Here is a 17689-nt window from a genome sequence, read left to right on the forward strand (position 1 = left end):
CTCTCACGTGCTGGCGGCCGGGGGTTAATTGTGGCGGACGGTCGCGGGGCGTCACGGATCGCGCGCCGCCGTCAGCGGTCGGTCTCGGGGGCTCGGTCGAGGATGCCCTCCGCCTGCGCGATGAGCGGCGCGTCGACCATCTCGCCGTCGACCTCGAAGACGGCCCGCCCCGCCGACTCCGCCTCGTCGCGGGCGTCGAGGACGGCCCTCGCCCACTCGATGTCCTCCGGGTCCGGGGTGAACGCCTCCGTGATCGGCCCCACCTGCGCCGGGTGGATCGCGAGCTTCCCGTCGTAGCCGAGCCGCCGTGCGAACGCCGCGTCCTCGCGGAGTCCGGCGTCGTCCGAGAAGTCCGTGTACACGGTGTCGATCGCGTCGACCTCGGCCGCGCTCGCCGCGAGCACGACGTGTTCCCTGGCGTACAGCACCTCCGTCCCCTCGTCGGTCCGGGTCGCGCCCACGTCGGCGGCGAGGTCCTCGGCTCCGAACACGAGCGCGTCGGTCGCGTCCGCGGCCGCGATCGATTGCGCCGAGAGGATCCCCGCCGCGGTCTCGACGAGCGCGAACACGGCGAGATCGCGCCCCCGCTCGGCGCACAGCGCCGCGACGCGGTCGACGCGGTCTGCGGACTCGACCTTCGGGAGCATCACCGCGTCGAGCCGAACGTCGTCGGTCCCGGCCTCCGCGTCGACCCCGTTTCCCGAATCGCTCCCCAGCACGCCGTCGAGGTCGACCGCGGGCGACTCGGCGGTCAGCCGGACGCACACCTCCGCGTCCGGGTCGAAGGACGGGTCGGCGAGCACCTCGCCGACCGCCGCTCTCGCCTCGTCCTTCCGAGCGGGAGCGACGGCGTCTTCGAGGTCGAAACAAATCACGTCGGCTCCGGCCCCGGGGGCCTTTCGCATGAGATCCGGGCTGTCGCCGGGGGAGAACAGGAGGCTTCGGCGTGGCATGTGCCGAGGTCCGCGGGCGGACGGCTAAAAACCGCCGGCCGCCTCGTCACGACCCCGCCGCGCTCGCGTCGACGCTCGCCCCGGCGGAGAGCGGTATCGATTTCACGCGCCCGGTCGACCGCGAGGGCATGACCGGACGCTACTACGAGGAGTTCGCGGTCGGCGAGACGATAGAACACGCGAAGCGACGAACGATAAGCGAGGCCGACAACCAGCGGTTCTGCGACATGACGATGAACCAGCAGCCGCTCCACCTCGACGCCGATTTCGCCGCGGAGACGCAGTTCGGCGAGCGGCTCGTGAACGGGCTGTACACCATGTCGCTCGCGGTCGGCGTCTCCATCCCGGAGACGACCGACGGGACCATCGTCGCGAACCTCTCGTACGACGGCGTCGAACACCCGAACCCGGTGTTCCACGGCGACACGATCCGCGCGCGGTCGACCGTCGTCGACAAGCGGGAGACGAGCGACGGCGAGCGCGGCGTCATCACAATGCGCGTCGAGGCCTTCAAGGTCGTCGACGGCGGCGACGACGTCCTCGTCTGCGAGTTCGAGCGAACGGTGCTCTCCCAGAAGCGACCGGCTGACGGCGACGGGTCGGCCGACTGACCGGCGCGCCGATCAGTCGCCGTCGCCGGCCAGCAACAGTCCGAGGTAGGAGGTCCGCACCTGCTCGTCCGCGTCGAGACCCAGTCGGTCGAGCGCCTCTATCGCCGCCTCGCGCGCCGCGTCGACCTCGCGCTCCTCGTCGACCGCGCGTTCGATCTCGACGTACTCGTCGAGACCGGCGACGGCGTCGAGCGTGACCGTGAAGCCGTCGTACGACCAGAACTCGCGGCGCTTCTCCACCGTCGCCGCCGGCTCGAACCCGAGGCCGGAGAGGACCGACGCGAGCGCCTCGCCGTCGTCGACGCCGGTCTCGTGTTCGGCGCGCGTCTTCGAGGCGTCCTCGAGGAGCGGTCCCTTATAGGTGACCGTCGCCGCCGCGTCGCGGTCGGTCTCGGCCGACGACACGTCCCCCTCCAGCGGCGTCTCGCGCCGGATCCGGAGCGCCTCGTCGGTCTCGGCGAACTCGCGGTGCGGCGCGTCGTAGTAGGTGTCGCGCTGCCGGCGGGCGTCCGCGCGCTCGGCGCCGACCGCGCGGAGCCGCTCCCGGGTCGCGTCGAGGTCGGCCGGGACCTTGATCTCGACTTCGTACATGGCAGTGCGTGCGTCCGGCGCGTTCAAAAGGGACCCGGGACCGCGCTCCGCAGACGGCCGACGGGTCCCACGCGCCGACGCGTCAGCGGCCGAACCGCCGCCGTTTCCCGCTCGTCGGCGGCCCTCGCGCTGAACCGTGCTTCTTAAGGGTGTAACAGGTGACCTTCAGGTATGAGCGATCAGGAGCAAGCGGACGCGGCCGACGAGGCCGAAGAGACCGAGACCGAGACCGACGCCGGCGGACTCGAGGACGGCGACTTCGTCCGCGTCGCGTACACGATCCGAACGGCCGACGACGGTCGCGTCATCGACACGACCGACAAAGAGACGGCCGAGGACGCCGAGATCGACGTCGACGAGTACGACTTCGAGCCGCGCATCATCGCGCTCGGTGCGGGCCACGTGTTCCCCTCCGTCGAGGAAGCGTTCGTCGGCGGCTCGGTCGGCGACGAGGGCACCGTCGACGTCCCCGCCGAGGACGCCTTCGGCGAGTACGACCCCGACGAGGTCGAGACGGTCAAGGCCGACAAGATCCCCGAGGACGACCGCTACCCCGGCGCGCAGATCCAGATCGACAACCGTCAGGGCCACCTCGAGACGATAATCGGCGGCCGCGCCCGCGTCGACTTCAATCACCCGCTGGCCGGCGAGGACCTCGAGTACGAGTACGAGATCCTCGAAGCCATCGACGACCGCGAGGAGCAGGCGTCGGGCATGCTCGGCATGTACCTCCAGGAGGCCCCCGAGGTCCGCATCGAGACGGTCACCGAGGAGGAGGAGACGGTCACCGAGGACGACGACGGCGAGGAGACCGTCGAGACCGAAGAGGTCGAGAAGGACGTCCTCTACGTCACCGCGACGCAGGCGATGCAGATGAACCAGCAGTGGATGTTCCAGAAACAGCAGATCGCGCAGGACCTGATGGACCGCCTCGATCTCGACCGCGTCGTGATCGAGGAGGTCATCGAGGGCGGCGGCATGGGCGGTCTCGGCGGTATGATGGGCGGCATGGGCGGCGGTGCCGGTGATGTCGACATCGAGGAGGCGCTCGAAGACGTCGACGTTGACGCCGACGAGATCGTCGACGAGATCGACGAAGAGTAACCGATCCCGATCCGCTCGGTCCGTCCGAGTCACTCGGTTTTTCCGTAGAACCGTCCCGTTCTCGTAGAACCATCTCGTTTCCGTAGAGCCACCGCGTTCGCTCGGCGTCGCGTGTGTGGACCGTCCCGCGGGGCGGCGCGGCCGCCGAACAGATCCCTTTTGCCCGCCCGCCCGCCCACACCGGACATGGAGATCGAACGGGCGCGCGAGGACGCGCTGGTCGCCGCGAGCGCCGCGGCGGCGACGGTCGCGGTCGCGCTGCTGTCGAGTTTCACCGCCCTCGTCTCGGTCGGTCGGCTCCCGACGCTGGCACCGCTCGCTGTGTATGCGCTGTACCTCTTCTCCCGGAAGGGCGGCCCGTACGGCGCGTTCGACACCGCACGGAACTGGGCGGTCGCGGCGGCCGCCACGGGCGTCGTCGTCCTCGCCGTCTCCGCGGTGATCTGACCCGAGAACCGGGCCGGACCGAGCCGATCGCGCGGCCACCCGGCCGAATCAGGCGATGTCGCGGCTCGTGTCGACGGCGACCTCGTCGGTGAGCTTCAGCTTCAGCGGCTCCTCGAGGGCCGCGCCGCCGCGGAACTTGGAGACGACGAGCCGGTTCGCGATCTCGGTCCCGGTGACGGTGGTGCGGAGGTCGAACACGACGTCCGCGACCTGCTCCGTGACCCGCCTCGTTTGAGGGTCCTCGCCGCCGCGGAGCGCGTGGAGCACTGCCACCCCGCCGGCGTCGTCGACGCGGGACCGGACCCCGTCGAGGAACTCGGCGTACGCCGACGGGGCGGTCTCCGCCTCCAGCGGCTCCACGGAGTCGACGATCAGCGTCCCGCTCTCGGGGGGATCCTCGGTCAGTGACGCCGCCTCGTCGAGGTCCCCGGGGTCGTCCGCGGCCTCGACGCTCGTTTCCTCGTCCCCGTCGAGGCCGAGCGCCGCCTCCACCGCACCGGTCGACCGGACGGTCGTCAGGTACCGACACCGCCGACTCCTCGCGAACCGGTTCAAAATAAGTTCCGACTGGCTGTCGGGGTTCGCCTTCAACACGACGACGCTACCGCTCGGGAGCCCTCCGCCGAACTGTCGGTCCAGCACCGAGATCCCAGTCGGGAGCGCCTCCATACGATCGCTGCCGCCCGTGGACGCTTGGGTCTGTCGATGACGGCTCTCTCGGCCGCCGACGGCCCCGCTGTCCGCCGTTCCGGGGCCGCCCGCCTCCGCGGTCCTCACGCGATCTTCCACTCCGTCGCCGCCGCCGTCCCGCCGAGCCGCCGGGCGAGGTCGTCGTACGCCTCCCGGACCGCCGGGTCAGAGAGCGGAGCGCCCCCGCCGTCCGGTATCTCGCCGAGGACGGGGCAGCCGAGCAGCGTCGCCACCTCCTCCGGGACGCTCGTCTCGCCGATCGCGACCGCGCCGAGCGGCGGGCAGTCGAGACGCCGCGCTATCGCCGCCGTCTTCGCGGCGTCGCGGAGCGCGGCGCGCCGGAGCGGCGTCGCGATGAGCGAACGGTCCGCCGCCCGCAGGGGCGCGGCCACGTCGGGCGACGCGCCGGCCGGACAGTCGAGCAACACCGGCGCGGAACCGGGCGTCGCGCCGTCCAACGCGTCGAACGTCGCGTTCGCGTCGACGGACCGCGGAGCCTCCGGGGCCGCGAGGACCGTCGGCCCGGAGCGGTCGGGACGCACCAGGTCGGTCCCGCGAGCGGCGTCGAGGACCGTCCGCGCGTCTCTGTCGACCGCTCCCGATTCCGGTCCGGCCACCATGGAGTCGACCGCGGTCTCCGCGGCCAGCCGCGCGAGGTTCGGCAGGTCCCAGTCGGCGTCGGCCGCGACCACCGGAGCGCCGCGCCGCGAGAGCGCGCGGGCGAGCCCGAGGGTAGTCGTCGTCTTTCCGCTTCCGCCCTTGCCGCCGGCGACGGCTATCACGGGGAGGCTGCGTCGCTATCGGATATAAGGTGTCGGGAGAATCGCCGGGCGCGACGGACGTTCGGTCGCGACGCCGGGCATCGACCCGCCGGTCAGTCCTGACAGCAGCCGCCCGCCTCGCCGCCGAAGTCGACCGCGAGCGGCTCCGAGATGGCCTCGTTGACGGCTTCGAGCGTGTCTTCGAGCTCGTCTTGCGCGTCGAGGTACTCGCTCATCACGGGCATCGAGTGGAGTTCGTCCTGCGCCTCTTGGACGCGCTGAAGTCCCTCGTTCGTCGCCTGTCCGGACTGCCGCGCCTGCATGAACTCGGCGCGAAGCTGCTCGAACTCGTCGATCCGGCTCTGGACTTCCTCGTCGCGCTGGACCGCAGCTCTCGCCTCTTCGAACCGCTCGTACTCCGGGGTTTCGGCGATCCGTTCGCCGAGCTCTCGGCCGAGGTCCTCGATGGAGACCTGTTCGACGCTCATACCCGAACGTCGTGACCGAGCCGTTTGAACCTGCCGGAGCCGGGGGTCAGGGTCGGCTTTCGGCGTCCGCTACACCTGTGATTCGACGAACTCGACGACCGCCTCCAGCTCCTGCGGGCCGATGCCGTGCCCGCCCGGGAAGCTCCCGTGGGTGACGGCGGCGTCGACGGCCTCCAGTCGCTCGACGGCGGCGTTCGTCCGCTCGTCGGGGATCACGCGGTCGCCCGCGCCAGCGCCGACGAAGACGGGCTTGCCCTCGATCCCGTCCGGGTCGAGGTCGGCGTGCGACTCCGGGAGGTAGCCGTGGAGCGCGACGACCCACGCGTAGCGGTCCGGGTCCTCCAAGAGGAGCGAGAGGCTCGTGATCGCGCCCTGACTGAACCCGAGCAGGCCGAGCCGGTCGGCGTCAAGTCCGTAGGCGTCGACCGCCCCCTCGACGCTCTCGACGATCAGGTCGAGGCTCCGCCGGAAGTCGGTGGCGTCGGGCTGGCTCGATTCCAGTCCGCCGGCCGAGAGGTCGAGTTCGTACCAGGTGTACCCGCCCTGAAGCGGATCGGGCGCACGGAGGCTGATCACGTGGAGTTCGTCCGGGAGTTCGGCGGCGACCGGGAGCAGGTCCTCCTCGTCGGCCCCGCGGCCGTGGAGGACGAAGACGGCGGGTGCCGGCTCGCCGTCCGTGCCGTCGTCGGGCGCGACGTGAACGTGTTCGAGCGGAACGTCTGTCATCGCCTGAGGGTTGACAGGGGCAGCCGTTAGGTCCGTCGGCCGCGGCAGCGCGTCGGTTCGGGCGGACCAGTCCGGCTTTCGGGGTGTGATTTATACGGTGTCCCCCTCACGGGCCGCATATGGGTCCTCGCAGCCTCTCCGTACTGGTAGCGCTGTTCCTCTGTGTGACCGCGGTGGTCGCCGTGGCACCGGTCGACGCGCGCGCACCCCCGACGCCCGTCTGCGGCGTCTGCGAACTCGACCGCACGACCGCGGACGGAACGTCCGTGGTCGCCGGCGGGAGTTCGCTGACCGTCACCGTTCACGGGAACGGGTCGACGACGTGGGACGCGCGGGTCGACCTCGCGGCCGGCGGCGACGCGCTCGCGGCCAACGAGTCGCTCCGTCGCACGGTCGTCTCTGACGCCGTCGGGAACGGGATCGCGGAACCGAGAGATGTCGACGCTCGGATCGACGGGGACGCGCTGGCGGTCACGTACCGCGATCCGAACGCCACGGAACGCCACTTCGGCGTCGTGACCTTCACGCCGTTGACGCCCGCCGCCCCGCGGAACCCCATCGCGATCGGCGGCGAGGGGTCGCGGTACCTCGCCGCCGACCGGCTCACCGTCCGCGGCGAGTCCGACTGGGCGGTCCGCGGCGACGCGCCCGCGGAAGGTCCCGACGGGGGGCTGGTCTGGACGCCCGAGGCGGTCGAACGCGGGAGCACGGACCGCGTTCGCCTCGACGTCGAGCGGGATCCGGTCGCGGTCGCGGACGACGCGCCGCTCCCCGGCCTGCGGGCGTGGATCGCCCGACTGCTCACCGACGACAGCCTCTGACAGGCCCGACGCGTCCGGGCGACCGCGCCGAACGGACCCGACGATCACGAACGTCGGGGACGAAACTCGGGGTCGAACGCGCCGTTTAACCGTCCTGCCGCACAATTCGGTCGACATGAGCGGCTCCACGGAGGGCGACCTGACGAAGACGGGGATGGCCCTGAAACACGACCGCGAGTGGGACTACGAACTCGACCGGATCTTAGAGGCCATCGAAGAACGGGACGCCACGAAGGTCGGGCTCCAGTTCCCCGAGGGACTCAAGCGCCGCGGGCCGAAGGTCGCCGACGACCTCCGCGAGGTCGCGCCCGACGACGTGACGTTCATGCTCTCCGGGCAGCCCTGCTACGGTGCCTGCGACCTCGACACGTACCTGATGCGGCGGACGGACGTGTTCGTCCACTTCGGCCACACGCCGATGAAGGAGTCCGACAGCATCGTCTACGTCCCGCTGTTCTCGAACGTCGACCCCTTCCCGATCATGGAGGACGCGCTGGCGGAGGAGCTGTCGCCGCCGGAGGAGGACGCCGACGTGGGCCTCGTCACGACGGCCCAGCACATGAACCGGTTCGAGGAGATGACCGACTGGCTCGAAGAGCGCGGCTACGAAGTCCATACCCGCCGAGGCGACGACCGCCTCACCAAGGAGGGACAGGTGCTCGGCTGTAACTACGCCTCCGCGGACATCGACGCCGACCAAGTGCTGTACGTCGGCGGCGGGAAGTTCCACCCGGTCGGACTTGCGATGGAACACCCCGACAAGCGGGTCGTCATCGCCGACCCGGTCAACAACGCGGTATCGGTCGCGGAACACGACCAGTTCCTCAAGCAGCGCTACGCCGCGGTCCACAAGGCGATGGACGCCGAGAAGTGGGGCGTCATCTTCTGTACGAAGATCGGGCAGGGCCGGTGGGAGAAGGCCCAAGAGATCGTCGACAACAACGAGAACGCCTACCTGATCACGATGGACGAGGTGACGCCGGACCGCCTGCGGAACTTCGACATGGACGCGTTCGTCAACACCGGCTGCCCGCGGATCACCACCGACGACGGCCCGCGCTTCCACAAGCCCATGCTGACGCCGGGCGAGTACGAGGCCGCGATCGGCGAGAAGCCGCTCGACTCGATCGAGTTCGACACGTTCCACGATACCTGGTAACGCCTTCGGCGTTCCCTTCGTCATCGGCCGCTTCTGCCAGATCCTCGGCGTTTTAGTTCTCCCGACGAGACGTGTGTCATAATGGCGAACGACGCACACATCGGGACGACGCACATCGGAAGCCTGCCGCGACCGCCGGCGCTGCTCGACCTGCTCACGAAGCGGCAGGACGGGGAGGACGTGGACGGCGACGAGTGGGACGCGACCGTCGCGGAGGCGACTCGCGACGTCGTCGACCGACAGGTCGAGACCGGGCTGGACTCGATCAACAACGGCGAGCAGTCCCGCGTCTCGTTCAACTGGTACGTCGCCGACCGGCTCAGCGGCATCGGCGGCACGCAGGAGACGGAGCTGTGGGCGGATCTCCAGGAGTTCCCCTCATATGCCGAGGAGACGTTCAAGACCGACGTGATCGACCTCTCCGAACACCCGGTCGTCGACGGGCCGATCGAGTACACCGGCCGCGAGGAGGCCGAGGCGGAGGTCGACGGACTCCTCGACGCGCTGGAGGCCGCCGACCGCGACGCCGACGACGCGTTCATGACCGCGGCGTCGCCGAGCGTCGTCACCGCGACGCACGTCGACGAGCACTACGGCGACTACGAGGAGTACCTCTTCGCGGTGGCGGAGGCGATGAAGACCGAGTACGAACTCGTCGCGGACGCCGGACTCACCCTCCAGATCGACGCCCCCGAACTGCTCACCGTCGGCCACACCGCGGCGTACGCCGACGAGCCGCTGGAGGCGGCGAAGGACGCGACGCGGCTCCACGTCGAGGCGCTCAACGAGGCGCTCGCGAACGTCCCCGCCGAGCAGGTTCGGCTCCACACCTGCTGGGGGAGCTACGAGGGGCCCCACCACCTCGACACCGACCTCGCCGAGATGCTGCCGCTGATCTACGAGGCCGACATCACCGGGCTCAGCGTCGAGCAGGCGAACCCGCGCCACCAACACGAGTACCGCGCCTTCGGCGAACACCCCGTCCCGGACGGCTGGACGCTCGTCCCGGGCGTCGTCGACGTGAAGACGAACATCATCGACCACCCGGAGACGATCGCCGACCGCTTGGAGCGCGTCGCCGACGCGGTCGGCGACGGGACTCCCCTCGTCGCCGCGCCCGACTGCGGGTTCGGCACGCAGGCGGGGCTCGGCATGGTCGACCCCGAGATCGCGTGGGCAAAGCTCGCGGCGCTCGTCGAGGGCGCGGAGATCGCCGGCGAGCGGCTCGCCTGACGGGTCCGCGAATAGCGTTATCGGTCGGCTCCGACCGCGTCCTCGACGTACTCTACCGCCGCCGCCGGCGAGTCGACGGCCTCGACGCCGTCGATCTCATGGGTGTCTATCCCCGCCACCCGCCGTCCCTGTGCGAGCGCGAGCCCGATCTCAGAGAGCGTCCCGCTCGCCCCGTCGACGGCGACCGCGGCGTCGCCGTTCATCACGACCAAGGCGTTGCGCGCGTGGCCGAGTCCCGTCGCGATCGGCGTCGTGACGTGCGGATTGGCGTCGCCCCGTTTCTCCGTCGGGAGGATCCCGATCGTCTCGCCGTCCGCCTCCCGCGCGCCGCGACAGGCCGCCTCCATGACGCCGCCGAGACCGCCGCAGACGACGGTGTGGCCCCGCTCCGCGAGTCGCTTCCCGAGTTCCTCCGCGACCGCCGCGGTCTCGGGACCGATCGAACTCCCGCCGATGACGCTCACGCGCATGAGCGGCCCCACGAGTCGGCGGCCGGTAAACCGTCCGGATCCGACGTTCGCCCGCTATAACTCCCCTCGTCACCGTTCTCGCCGGTTCTCGACGCCGAGAACCCCACTGAAACGCTTATCCCTCCCCGCCGTGAACGGGAGTTATGACGTACGATACCGTCGTGTTCGACAACGACGGTGTCCTCGTGGGCCGCACGCGCTTCGACGTGCTCCGGGACGCGACCCGGAACGCGTTCGAGGAGTGCGGCGTCGAGGAGCCCGATCCGGACGACGTAGAGCAGATGACCATCGGTGCGACCCCCGGCAGCGTCGGCACCGTCTGTCAGACGTACGACCTCGATCCGGGGTCGTTCTGGCGAACGCGCGACGACGTGGTGTCGCGGGCCCAACAGCAGGAGGCCCGCGAGGGACGCAAGACCCCGTACGACGACCTCGACGAGCTTCAGGACCTCGACGTCGAGATGGGGATCGTCTCCTCGAACCAGCAGGCGACCGTCGACTTCCTCGTCGACCACTTCGACGGGTTCGAGCGGATGGGAGCCGCGTACGGCCGCGAGCCGACGATCCACTCGCTCCAGCTCCGCAAGCCGAACCCCCACTACATCGAGCAGGCGCTCGGCGACCTCGACGCGGGCAACGCGCTGTTCGTCGGCGACAACGAGTCCGACGTCCGCGCGGCCGAGAACGCCGGCATCGACTCGGCGTTTATCCGCCGCCCCCACCGCCGCGACTGGGAGCTGAACGTCTGGCCGACTTGGGAGATCGAGAACCTCTCCGACCTCCACGACATAGTGGAGTGAGCGGGGCGGTCCGCCCGTCGGAGCCGCGGTCGCGTAGCCGCGCGACTCCGCGACGCTCGGTCGCCGCGCCGATGAAGCGTGTGAACTACCCCACCCTACTCGCTCACGGCTGACGCGGTTCGCTCCTTGAGGGTGGGGCTTCCTGTTTCCACGACGCGCTTTGCAGATACAGGTGTATCCGCAGGGAGCGCAGTCTCCACAGGCGGTGATTCGGAGTGTCCCACTCCTACTTCTTCGAGACCGCGAGAAAGGATGTTCCACGCCGCGTTCGCGTCTCTGTCCGCTTCAAACCCACACGACGGACACGAGTGTTCGCGTACCCACAGCGGTTTGTCCGTTTCCGTTCCGCACGACGCACACTCTTTGGTCGTGCCTCGGGGGTCTACGGTAATGAAGTGCGTGCCTTCGCGTTCGCACTTGTATTCGAGCATTCGCAGGAACGTTCCCCACGAGGCCCCGGCTCGATTCCGAGAGTTGCCCGGTAGTTCGACTAATCCCTTCGCATCCAAATCCTCAACGGCCACAAGGTCGTACTCACGGGCGTAGTAGTTCGATAATTTGTGGAGGAAGTCTCGGCGCTTCCGTTTCAGGTCGGCGTAACGTTGGGCAACCGTCTTACGTTGTTCTTCCCAGTTGTTCGAGCCGTGTTCCTTCCGAGAGAGTTCACGTTGGGCATGTTCCAATCGTTCGCGCTCGTCGGAGAAATTTGGTGACTCGACAGCGGTTCCGTCCGTATCATGTACGTACTTCAGGATGCCAACGTCAATTCCGACGATTCGCTCGGGATTCTCCGACTTTTCGGGCGTGGCTTCGTCCACGTCGATGCCGAAGGTAGCGATCCACTTGCCCGTAGGCTCTTGTTTGACCGTGACCTGTTTGATGGTCGCGTTCTCGGGAATATCTCGGTGGAGATGGATCGGTATCTCACCGATTTTGCTCAACCACAGGACAGGCCGACCACTCGTATTCTTGAGTTCGAAGCCGGACTGATTGTAGGTGAGCGACCGATACTCCCGAGGCGGTTTCCACTTGAGCATCCCTACGGCGCGTCCGTTCTCCTTCTGTGCTTCGAGTGTGGAGAGGTTGTCGTAGACGCGCTTGACGACCATCTGGAGAACTTTCGAGTGAACGTCGTTCAGGTCGTCCCACCACGATTTGAGGTCGGGGAGCGTTCCCTGTACCTTGTAGCGGGCTGGAATCTCGTCGGTCTCGTTGAGTTTGTAGAGGACGTGGTTGTAGAGTTGCCTACAAGTATCGACGTGATGTAGAAGCGTCTCGCAGAGGGCTTCCGGTGGGTCGAGTCGATACTTGTAGTTGTAGTACATCTATGACTCTCGTTGCTCGATAAGTTCGTCCAGTTTCTCTTGGACGAACGAGGAGAGGTTCAGGTGGTTGTCCTGAATCCACTCCTCTTGGTCGTCGCGGATGGAGATGTTTTTGCGAGTCACCATAACACACTATACACAAACTACACAAATATGAGTTGCGATTACGTCGGCCGGTTGTCGCGGAGTGTTTGGAAGACTATGACGGGCGTCGTCAGATTCCACAGGAATCTGACTGCCAATCAGAAATCTTCAATTTCTGATGACGCTGTATCCCCTCCCTACTGCGCTACTCGGTCGCTTCGCTCCCTGCGTTGCTCCTTGAGGGAGGGAACTTAGCGCCTGAATACAGTTAAGTTCGATGCCGCGTAACTCGCTTTCGTGACCGACTCGCCCCCGTGGGCCGACCTCTTCGGCCATCCCGAACCCTACCCCGAGCAGGCCGACGGCATCGACGCCGCCATCGACGCCGCCGAGGACGGCGGCTTCCTCGCCTTAGAGGGTGCCTGCGGGACCGGAAAGACGATGCTCGCGCTCACGGCCGGACTCGACCGCGTCCGGGACCCGGAGTCCGACTTCGAGCGCATCTTCGTCCTCACCAGCGTCAAACAGCAGCTACGCCAGTTCGAGACGGACCTGCGGACCATAAATGACGACCTCCCGGGCGACTACGACCCGGTCTCCGGGCTCACGCTCGTCGGCAAGGCCGATGTCTGCCCGTACGCCCGGGAAAATCGCGGCGGTATCGACCGCGAGAACGTCTACGAGCGCTGCGAGGGCCTCCGCGAGCGAACCCGGAACCTCGTCGGCGACGGCGGGGCGACGACGACCTCGAACCTCGTGAGCGAGGCGCGGAGCCAGCAGGTCGGCCTGATGGACTCCGGGAACGCCGCCGAATCCCCCGCGGACGGCGCGGCCGACTACCTCTCGGTCGACGGCGAGCCGACACCGTACCGACCGGACACCGAGGAGTACGACGGGACCGAGTTCTGTCCCTTTTATGCCGGCTTCCTCGACGACCTCCCGGAGGACGGCGACCCCGCCGAGGCGGTCCCGTTCGACGTGACCGAACTCGGCCACGTCGACGCCGACGAACTCGTCCGGCTCGCGGCGGGCCACGGCTCGTGTCCCCACTCGATCATGGGCGCGCTCGTCCCAGAGGTCGAGGTCGTGATCGGTAACTACTACCACGCGTTCGACCCAGTGACGACCGGGACGTTCACCGGCGCGCTGCTCGACGACTCGACGTTCGTCGTCTGCGACGAGGCACACATGCTCGAACCGCGCGTCCGGGACCTCGTGAGCGACGCGGTCGCGGACGCGAGCCTGCGCGACGCCGAGGACGAACTCACCCGCGTCGTCCAGCCGCTATCCTTCGAGTCGGCGGGCGCGGAGTCCGACGACGCCGCGCTGGTCCGCGGCGAACTGGAGGACGCCGACGTGACGGTCGAGGAGATCGAGGCGGTCCGGAAGTTCTACGCCGACCTCCGCGGCGAACTCGACCGCCGCGTGACCGCGCACCTCGACCGCGAACGCCCCGACTGGCGGGCGTCGATGCGCGACCTCGACGACGACGAGATCCCGCTCCGCGACCCGAAGGAGCCGGATGAAGACGAGATCACGGCGTGGGCGGACGGCGAGGGGTACGGCGAGCGCGTCTGGGCGCGCGCCGAGCAGGTCGGCGCGGTCGTCAAGCGCGTCCTCGACTCGCTCGAAGACGAGGACAAGCGGCGCGCCGCGCCGGGCGTCGGTCGCACCCTCAACGCCTGGTACCGCGAGGGACACACCGACTTCTTCCGCGCGATAGAACTCGAACGCACGTTCGACGAGACGGAGCCGCCCGACTCGTGGCGGCGGGCGTACAACGCGCGCCTCGCGCTCCACAACTGCCTGCCGAGCGAGCCGATCGGCGACCGGCTCGCGTCGTTCGGCGGCGGCGTCCTCATGAGCGCGACGCTGGAGCCGATGGACCTGTTCCGAGAGGTGACCGGCCTCGACCACGTGGCGGAGCGGGGGCGGCCGGTCGTCGAGCGGACGTACGGCCTCTCGTTCCCGGAGGAGAACCGCGCCAGCCTCGCGGTCGACGCGCCGAAGTTCACCCACCAGAACCGCGGATCACCGGGCGAGGAGAACCCGACGCGGCTCGCGCATATCGACGCGACAGTCGCGGTCGCCCGCCGCGAGGGGAACGTGCTGGTCGGCACCCCGAACTACGCGGAGGCGACGTGGATGGCCGAGGCGCTCGCCGACCGGCTCGACAAGCCGGTCCTCCTCGACGAGTCGTCCGACGACCGCGAGACGGAGTCGCTGAAGGACGACTTCTTCGCCGGCGACGGGAAGGTGTTGGTGACGAGCCTCCGCGGGACGCTCACGGAGGGCGTCGACTACCGCGGCGACCGGCTCGCCGCGGCGGTCGTCTGCGGCGTCCCGATCATCAACACCGCGCAGCCGCGGACGCGTGCGGTGATCGCGGCCTACGACCGGCGGTTCGAGTCGGGGTTCGAGACGGCGCTCACGGTGCCCGCCGTGCGGAAGGCCCGACAGGCGGTCGGTCGGGTCATCCGCGGCCCGGACGAGCGCGGGGTCCGCGTGCTGCTCGACGCCCGCTACGCCCGCGACTCGTGGAACGGCGTCCGAGAGTACCTACCCGGACACGAGCGCGAGGAGTTCCAGCCGGTAAGTCCGGACATGGTGGAAGTCGCGCTCGACCGGTTCGAGTCGCGGCTTCCGGCCGCGAGTGAGTGAGTCCGACCCCGTTTGGCACCGTATAACGGCCCGTTACCGCCGGGTATGCGGGTCGTAACTATACCGCTAGGGACGGTTCCGACGCCCATGGACGCCGTCTCTCGGAACGAACGATACCACCTCGTCTGTCGCGAGTGTCCGCTCGAACGCCTGTTTGATACCGCGGTCGACGCGGACGCGATCCGACGCGATCACGTCGACGAAACCGGCCACCGCGTCGCCGTCGATCGGGTCGAGTAACAGACCGGTTCGGGGCGGCTCGACGGATGCCGGCGAACGATCCGGCGGCGGTCCCCTCAGACGACGTTCGAGTCGATGTCCCGCGGGAAGTTCGTGAGCGTCTCGGTCCCCGACTCGGTGATCGCTACGGTGTCGGAGTGGCGGTAGCCGTACTCGTCAGTGTAGAGTCCCGGTTCGATCGTGTACACGTGTCCGGGTCGAATCAGGGCGTCGTCGCCGTCGTAGCGCTCGCCCCAGCCGCGGTCGATGTACGGCGGCTCGTGGCCGCCGAGACCGATGTTGTGGCCGACGTGATGTTGCGCAAGCTCGGTCACGCCCTGTTCCTCGAAGTAGTCCCAGACGACGCGGTCGACCTCGGCGACCGGCACGCCCGGACCCAAGGCGTCGATCGCGAGCGTCTGCGCCTCCAACATTAGCTCGAAGTGGTGTTCCTGCTCGTCGGAGTAGTCGCCGACGAACATGGTCCGCTCCAGCTCCGAGCGGTAGCCGTCGACGTTCGCGGTCGCGCCGGTGACCAGCACGTCGCCCTCGGAGAGCCGCTCGTTCGGGGTGTGGCCGTGCGGGAGCGCGGTCTCTTCGCCGGAGATATACCCTGCGTGGACCGGGCCGTCGCCGCGGACGCGGACGCTGTAGTCGTCACCGAGCGTGTCGAGCATGGCGCGGGACGCGTCGGTCGACGCGCGCTGCGAGACGGTCGCCGGGTGCGCCCCCGGCTCGGAGTAGTCGGCGAGGTAGCGGTGCCCGAGGTTCGCCCACTTCGCCGACTCGCGGATCAGGTCGACCTCGTCGTCGGACTTCGCCCAGCGCATCCGGCCGACCCACGACTGCGTCTCGACGTCGAGCGAGTCGGAGAAGGCGGGGCCCTCGTACCCCATCACGCCCGGGGGTCCGTCGGCGTCGGCGGCGATCGCGTCGACGCCGAGCCCGTTCAGCATCTCCACGGCGACGCTGACCGGCTCGCCGCCGGGATAGTCGAAGTAATCGTGGACGGCGTCGATCCGCGAATTCGGCGAGACGCGCTCGACCTCCAGTCTCGGGACGGTGATCTCGACGCGGTCGTCGGTGACCGCGAGGACGACCGGGCACTCCGTCTGGATGTGGTGGAATCCCGTGAGGTACTCGATGGCGGTCGCGCCGACCCACGTCGCGGCGTCGGCGTCGGTCGCTGCGAGACGGTCTCGGACCGCGGCGAGCCGGTCCTCGAAGGCCGACTCGGGGAGTCGCGTGGCCATACCTCACGATGGACGAACGCGCCGATAAACGGTCGGGTAGCGGAACGGTGGTTAGCGTCGGTACCGGGGGCGGTGCCGGTCTCAGGAAGGGAATTGGTGACGCGGTCGCTCCGGACGGATCAGCTCTCGCGGCGGGCGAACGCGAGGTTGCCGGAGACGTTCTTGATGTAGGCCGTCACGGTCTCGCCCTCCTGTGCGCCGGGGACGAAGATCGTGTACTCGCCGCGTTCGGCGACGCCGTCGCCCTTGCGACCGGTGCCGACGATCTCGAGTTCGTACGTGTTGCCCGACTCGACGGCGTCCTCCTGTCGCTGGGTGTTCTGCGTGTTCTGTTTCGCCACCGGGCGGAACGCCCCGCAGGCCTCACAGCGAAGCATCGGCGTCCGGTTCTCCGTCTCCAGCCGGGTGTCGGGGAGACCGCACTCCGAGCAGGTGACGTACGACTCGATGTACGAGTCGATCGCGGCCTGAAAGTCGCGCTCGCGGAAGTTCCCGCTGTAGCGGGCGCGGCCGTCCTCGTACTGGCCGGCCGTACCGAGCTCCTGTTGGATCTTCGAGTGGACGTGTTCGGGGTCGCGGCTCAGCGCGTCGGCGATTCCGGAGAGGTTCGTCAGGCGGGTGAACGCCCCGTCCTTCTGCGCTTCGGGGTCTGGGACGGACAGCCGCTCGTCGGAGCCGCCCAGGTCCGGGACCTCCTCCATCGCGCGGTCGAGGCTCGATTCGTAATCCATACGCGAGGGAACGACAGCGCGACGGAAATCGCTTCCGGGTTCGAAATCAGCCGCGTTTCGACCCCGGAGTCGAGCCTAAGAGTGTAGCAGTCGGCCAGAAGTAGCGGGAGGTAGATTTGAACTACCGATCTCCGGGTTATGAGCCCGGCGGAATCTCCTGGCTATCCCATCCCGCTATCGTAGCAAAATCGCGTGCGACTGTTAAGGGTTCTGATCCCGCCGCCCGTGTGCGATTCGTCCACGCGTCTGCGACGGGTATTGTCCTGCCGAGCGGTCGCCCCCGCCGCTCCGTCACTCCTCGCTCGCGTCGTCGGTCGCGTCCCCTCCCTTCGCCGCCACGGCCTTGATCCGGATCCGAAGCGCGATGACGGCGACGGCGGCGAATCCCACCGTCACGGCGATGTCGGCCGGGTCGCCTGAGAGCGCGCGCTGCGCGGTGAGTCCCGCCATCAGCGCGAACATCAGCGCCAACAGCCCCGCGATCGGGACCACGTACCCCTCGGTGAACGCCGACCCGCCGGATTCGTCGCTCATGTCCTCCCCCTCCGCGGGCGACCGTGAA

The 17689-nt window shown here is 68.7% G+C and carries 21 protein-coding genes and 1 tRNA gene; 9 read left to right on the forward strand and 13 right to left on the reverse strand.

The genetic code is table 11. The features are described from left to right. Window positions 1-71: 71 nt before the first annotated feature. Window positions 72-953, reverse strand: a complete 882-nt coding sequence (locus QOL69_RS14000; RefSeq protein ID WP_283403658.1) for an HpcH/HpaI aldolase/citrate lyase family protein — start codon at window positions 951-953, stop codon at window positions 72-74. Window positions 954-1081: 128 nt separating this feature from the next. Here QOL69_RS14000 and QOL69_RS14005 point away from each other — a divergent pair, with 128 nt between their 5' ends. Then, window positions 1082-1564: a MaoC family dehydratase gene (locus tag QOL69_RS14005; RefSeq protein ID WP_283404247.1), complete on the forward strand. Its 483-nt coding sequence runs from the start codon at window positions 1082-1084 to the stop codon at window positions 1562-1564. Between the two features lie 12 nt (window positions 1565-1576). On the opposite strand, the gene cyaB is transcribed toward QOL69_RS14005, so the two are convergent. Next, window positions 1577-2155, reverse strand: a complete 579-nt coding sequence (gene cyaB / locus QOL69_RS14010; RefSeq protein WP_283403659.1) for a class IV adenylate cyclase — start codon at window positions 2153-2155, stop codon at window positions 1577-1579. Between the two features lie 171 nt (window positions 2156-2326). Here cyaB and QOL69_RS14015 point away from each other — a divergent pair, with 171 nt between their 5' ends. Then, entirely contained in the window at window positions 2327-3259 is a 933-nt protein-coding gene (locus tag QOL69_RS14015; RefSeq protein WP_048077408.1) for an FKBP-type peptidyl-prolyl cis-trans isomerase, read from the forward strand. Window positions 3260-3445: 186 nt separating this feature from the next. After that, window positions 3446-3706, forward strand: a complete 261-nt coding sequence (locus QOL69_RS14020; RefSeq protein ID WP_283403660.1) for a DUF8049 family protein — start codon at window positions 3446-3448, stop codon at window positions 3704-3706. Between the two features lie 48 nt (window positions 3707-3754). Here QOL69_RS14020 and QOL69_RS14025 read toward each other — a convergent pair whose 3' ends face one another. The 4 genes from QOL69_RS14025 to QOL69_RS14040 form a co-directional block, all read right to left on the reverse strand. Further along, entirely contained in the window at window positions 3755-4375 is a 621-nt protein-coding gene (locus QOL69_RS14025) for an RAD55 family ATPase (RefSeq protein ID WP_283403661.1), read from the reverse strand. 104 nt (window positions 4376-4479) lie between these two features. Next, window positions 4480-5178 carry a nucleotide-binding protein gene (locus QOL69_RS14030; protein ID WP_283403662.1) on the reverse strand — a complete coding sequence of 233 codons (699 nt, stop codon included), beginning with the start codon at window positions 5176-5178 and terminating at the stop codon, window positions 4480-4482. 92 nt (window positions 5179-5270) lie between these two features. Then, a complete protein-coding gene (locus tag QOL69_RS14035) occupies window positions 5271-5645 on the reverse strand; it encodes a YlbF/YmcA family competence regulator (RefSeq protein WP_048077409.1) in 375 nt (124 codons plus the stop codon). A 69-nt stretch (window positions 5646-5714) separates the two neighbouring features. Continuing rightward, complete coding sequence (locus QOL69_RS14040) at window positions 5715-6371, reverse strand: alpha/beta hydrolase (protein WP_283403663.1); 657 nt, start codon at window positions 6369-6371, stop codon at window positions 5715-5717. Between the two features lie 119 nt (window positions 6372-6490). On the opposite strand from QOL69_RS14040, the gene QOL69_RS14045 reads away from it, so the two are divergent. From QOL69_RS14045 to QOL69_RS14055, 3 genes are all read left to right on the forward strand, one after another. Then, window positions 6491-7192, forward strand: a complete 702-nt coding sequence (locus QOL69_RS14045; protein WP_283403664.1) for a hypothetical protein — start codon at window positions 6491-6493, stop codon at window positions 7190-7192. Between the two features lie 115 nt (window positions 7193-7307). Continuing rightward, entirely contained in the window at window positions 7308-8351 is a 1044-nt protein-coding gene (gene dph2 / locus QOL69_RS14050; RefSeq protein WP_006628691.1) for a diphthamide biosynthesis enzyme Dph2, read from the forward strand. A 78-nt stretch (window positions 8352-8429) separates the two neighbouring features. Next, a complete protein-coding gene (locus QOL69_RS14055) occupies window positions 8430-9584 on the forward strand; it encodes a cobalamin-independent methionine synthase II family protein (protein WP_283404248.1) in 1155 nt (384 codons plus the stop codon). A gap of 17 nt (window positions 9585-9601) precedes the next feature. Here the strand turns inward: QOL69_RS14055 and QOL69_RS14060 are convergent, their stop codons facing one another. Further along, entirely contained in the window at window positions 9602-10054 is a 453-nt protein-coding gene (locus QOL69_RS14060) for a TIGR00725 family protein (protein ID WP_283403665.1), read from the reverse strand. Window positions 10055-10197: 143 nt separating this feature from the next. On the opposite strand from QOL69_RS14060, the gene QOL69_RS14065 reads away from it, so the two are divergent. Beyond that, the gene (locus QOL69_RS14065; RefSeq protein ID WP_283403666.1) at window positions 10198-10854 is read left to right on the forward strand and encodes an HAD family hydrolase; all 657 of its coding nucleotides are present in this window, start codon (window positions 10198-10200) and stop codon (window positions 10852-10854) included. 95 nt (window positions 10855-10949) lie between these two features. Here QOL69_RS14065 and QOL69_RS14070 read toward each other — a convergent pair whose 3' ends face one another. After that, window positions 10950-12179 (reverse strand): RNA-guided endonuclease InsQ/TnpB family protein, encoded by a 1230-nt coding sequence (locus tag QOL69_RS14070; protein ID WP_283403667.1) that lies wholly within the window; start codon window positions 12177-12179, stop codon window positions 10950-10952. Further along, on the reverse strand, window positions 12180-12305 hold the full coding sequence (locus QOL69_RS14075) for a hypothetical protein (protein WP_283403668.1): 126 nt from the start codon (window positions 12303-12305) through the stop codon (window positions 12180-12182). It lies immediately after the preceding gene. Window positions 12306-12560: 255 nt separating this feature from the next. Between QOL69_RS14075 and QOL69_RS14080 the strand changes: the two genes are divergently transcribed. Together QOL69_RS14080 and QOL69_RS14085 are read left to right on the forward strand one after the other, a co-directional pair. Continuing rightward, window positions 12561-14924 carry an ATP-dependent DNA helicase gene (locus QOL69_RS14080; RefSeq protein ID WP_283403669.1) on the forward strand — a complete coding sequence of 788 codons (2364 nt, stop codon included), beginning with the start codon at window positions 12561-12563 and terminating at the stop codon, window positions 14922-14924. 87 nt (window positions 14925-15011) lie between these two features. After that, window positions 15012-15164 (forward strand): hypothetical protein, encoded by a 153-nt coding sequence (locus QOL69_RS14085; RefSeq protein ID WP_195155765.1) that lies wholly within the window; start codon window positions 15012-15014, stop codon window positions 15162-15164. Between the two features lie 56 nt (window positions 15165-15220). Here QOL69_RS14085 and QOL69_RS14090 read toward each other — a convergent pair whose 3' ends face one another. From QOL69_RS14090 to QOL69_RS14105, 4 genes are all read right to left on the reverse strand, one after another. After that, window positions 15221-16396 (reverse strand): M24 family metallopeptidase, encoded by a 1176-nt coding sequence (locus tag QOL69_RS14090; RefSeq protein WP_283403670.1) that lies wholly within the window; start codon window positions 16394-16396, stop codon window positions 15221-15223. Window positions 16397-16515: 119 nt separating this feature from the next. Next, entirely contained in the window at window positions 16516-17127 is a 612-nt protein-coding gene (locus tag QOL69_RS14095) for a translation initiation factor IF-2 subunit beta (RefSeq protein ID WP_048077411.1), read from the reverse strand. Between the two features lie 101 nt (window positions 17128-17228). After that, window positions 17229-17303: transfer RNA gene (locus QOL69_RS14100), tRNA-Met, on the reverse strand. A gap of 115 nt (window positions 17304-17418) precedes the next feature. After that, window positions 17419-17661: a hypothetical protein gene (locus tag QOL69_RS14105; RefSeq protein WP_048077412.1), complete on the reverse strand. Its 243-nt coding sequence runs from the start codon at window positions 17659-17661 to the stop codon at window positions 17419-17421. Window positions 17662-17689 lie beyond the last annotated feature (28 nt).

Origin of the sequence: Halorubrum sp. DM2 (assembly GCF_901686465.1) — an archaeon.
In the GTDB taxonomy this organism is placed as follows: Archaea; Halobacteriota; Halobacteria; order Halobacteriales; family Haloferacaceae; genus Halorubrum.

What these genes read in the sequence shown, in the direction of transcription:
- dph2 (WP_006628691.1), top strand. Translation starts at nt 7,308, where the DNA reads ATGAGCGGCTCCACGGAGGGCGACCTGACGAAGACGGGGATGGCCCTG.
- QOL69_RS14005 (WP_283404247.1), top strand. Translation starts at nt 1,082, where the DNA reads ATGACCGGACGCTACTACGAGGAGTTCGCGGTCGGCGAGACGATAGAA.
- QOL69_RS14035 (WP_048077409.1), bottom strand. Translation starts at nt 5,645, where the DNA reads ATGAGCGTCGAACAGGTCTCCATCGAGGACCTCGGCCGAGAGCTCGGC.
- QOL69_RS14020 (WP_283403660.1), top strand. Translation starts at nt 3,446, where the DNA reads ATGGAGATCGAACGGGCGCGCGAGGACGCGCTGGTCGCCGCGAGCGCC.
- QOL69_RS14075 (WP_283403668.1), bottom strand. Translation starts at nt 12,305, where the DNA reads ATGGTGACTCGCAAAAACATCTCCATCCGCGACGACCAAGAGGAGTGG.
- QOL69_RS14060 (WP_283403665.1), bottom strand. Translation starts at nt 10,054, where the DNA reads ATGCGCGTGAGCGTCATCGGCGGGAGTTCGATCGGTCCCGAGACCGCG.
- QOL69_RS14085 (WP_195155765.1), top strand. Translation starts at nt 15,012, where the DNA reads ATGGACGCCGTCTCTCGGAACGAACGATACCACCTCGTCTGTCGCGAG.
- QOL69_RS14105 (WP_048077412.1), bottom strand. Translation starts at nt 17,661, where the DNA reads ATGAGCGACGAATCCGGCGGGTCGGCGTTCACCGAGGGGTACGTGGTC.
- QOL69_RS14025 (WP_283403661.1), bottom strand. Translation starts at nt 4,375, where the DNA reads ATGGAGGCGCTCCCGACTGGGATCTCGGTGCTGGACCGACAGTTCGGC.
- QOL69_RS14045 (WP_283403664.1), top strand. Translation starts at nt 6,491, where the DNA reads ATGGGTCCTCGCAGCCTCTCCGTACTGGTAGCGCTGTTCCTCTGTGTG.
- QOL69_RS14000 (WP_283403658.1), bottom strand. Translation starts at nt 953, where the DNA reads ATGCCACGCCGAAGCCTCCTGTTCTCCCCCGGCGACAGCCCGGATCTC.
- QOL69_RS14070 (WP_283403667.1), bottom strand. Translation starts at nt 12,179, where the DNA reads ATGTACTACAACTACAAGTATCGACTCGACCCACCGGAAGCCCTCTGC.
- QOL69_RS14090 (WP_283403670.1), bottom strand. Translation starts at nt 16,396, where the DNA reads ATGGCCACGCGACTCCCCGAGTCGGCCTTCGAGGACCGGCTCGCCGCG.
- QOL69_RS14040 (WP_283403663.1), bottom strand. Translation starts at nt 6,371, where the DNA reads ATGACAGACGTTCCGCTCGAACACGTTCACGTCGCGCCCGACGACGGC.
- QOL69_RS14015 (WP_048077408.1), top strand. Translation starts at nt 2,327, where the DNA reads ATGAGCGATCAGGAGCAAGCGGACGCGGCCGACGAGGCCGAAGAGACC.
- cyaB (WP_283403659.1), bottom strand. Translation starts at nt 2,155, where the DNA reads ATGTACGAAGTCGAGATCAAGGTCCCGGCCGACCTCGACGCGACCCGG.
- QOL69_RS14065 (WP_283403666.1), top strand. Translation starts at nt 10,198, where the DNA reads ATGACGTACGATACCGTCGTGTTCGACAACGACGGTGTCCTCGTGGGC.
- QOL69_RS14095 (WP_048077411.1), bottom strand. Translation starts at nt 17,127, where the DNA reads ATGGATTACGAATCGAGCCTCGACCGCGCGATGGAGGAGGTCCCGGAC.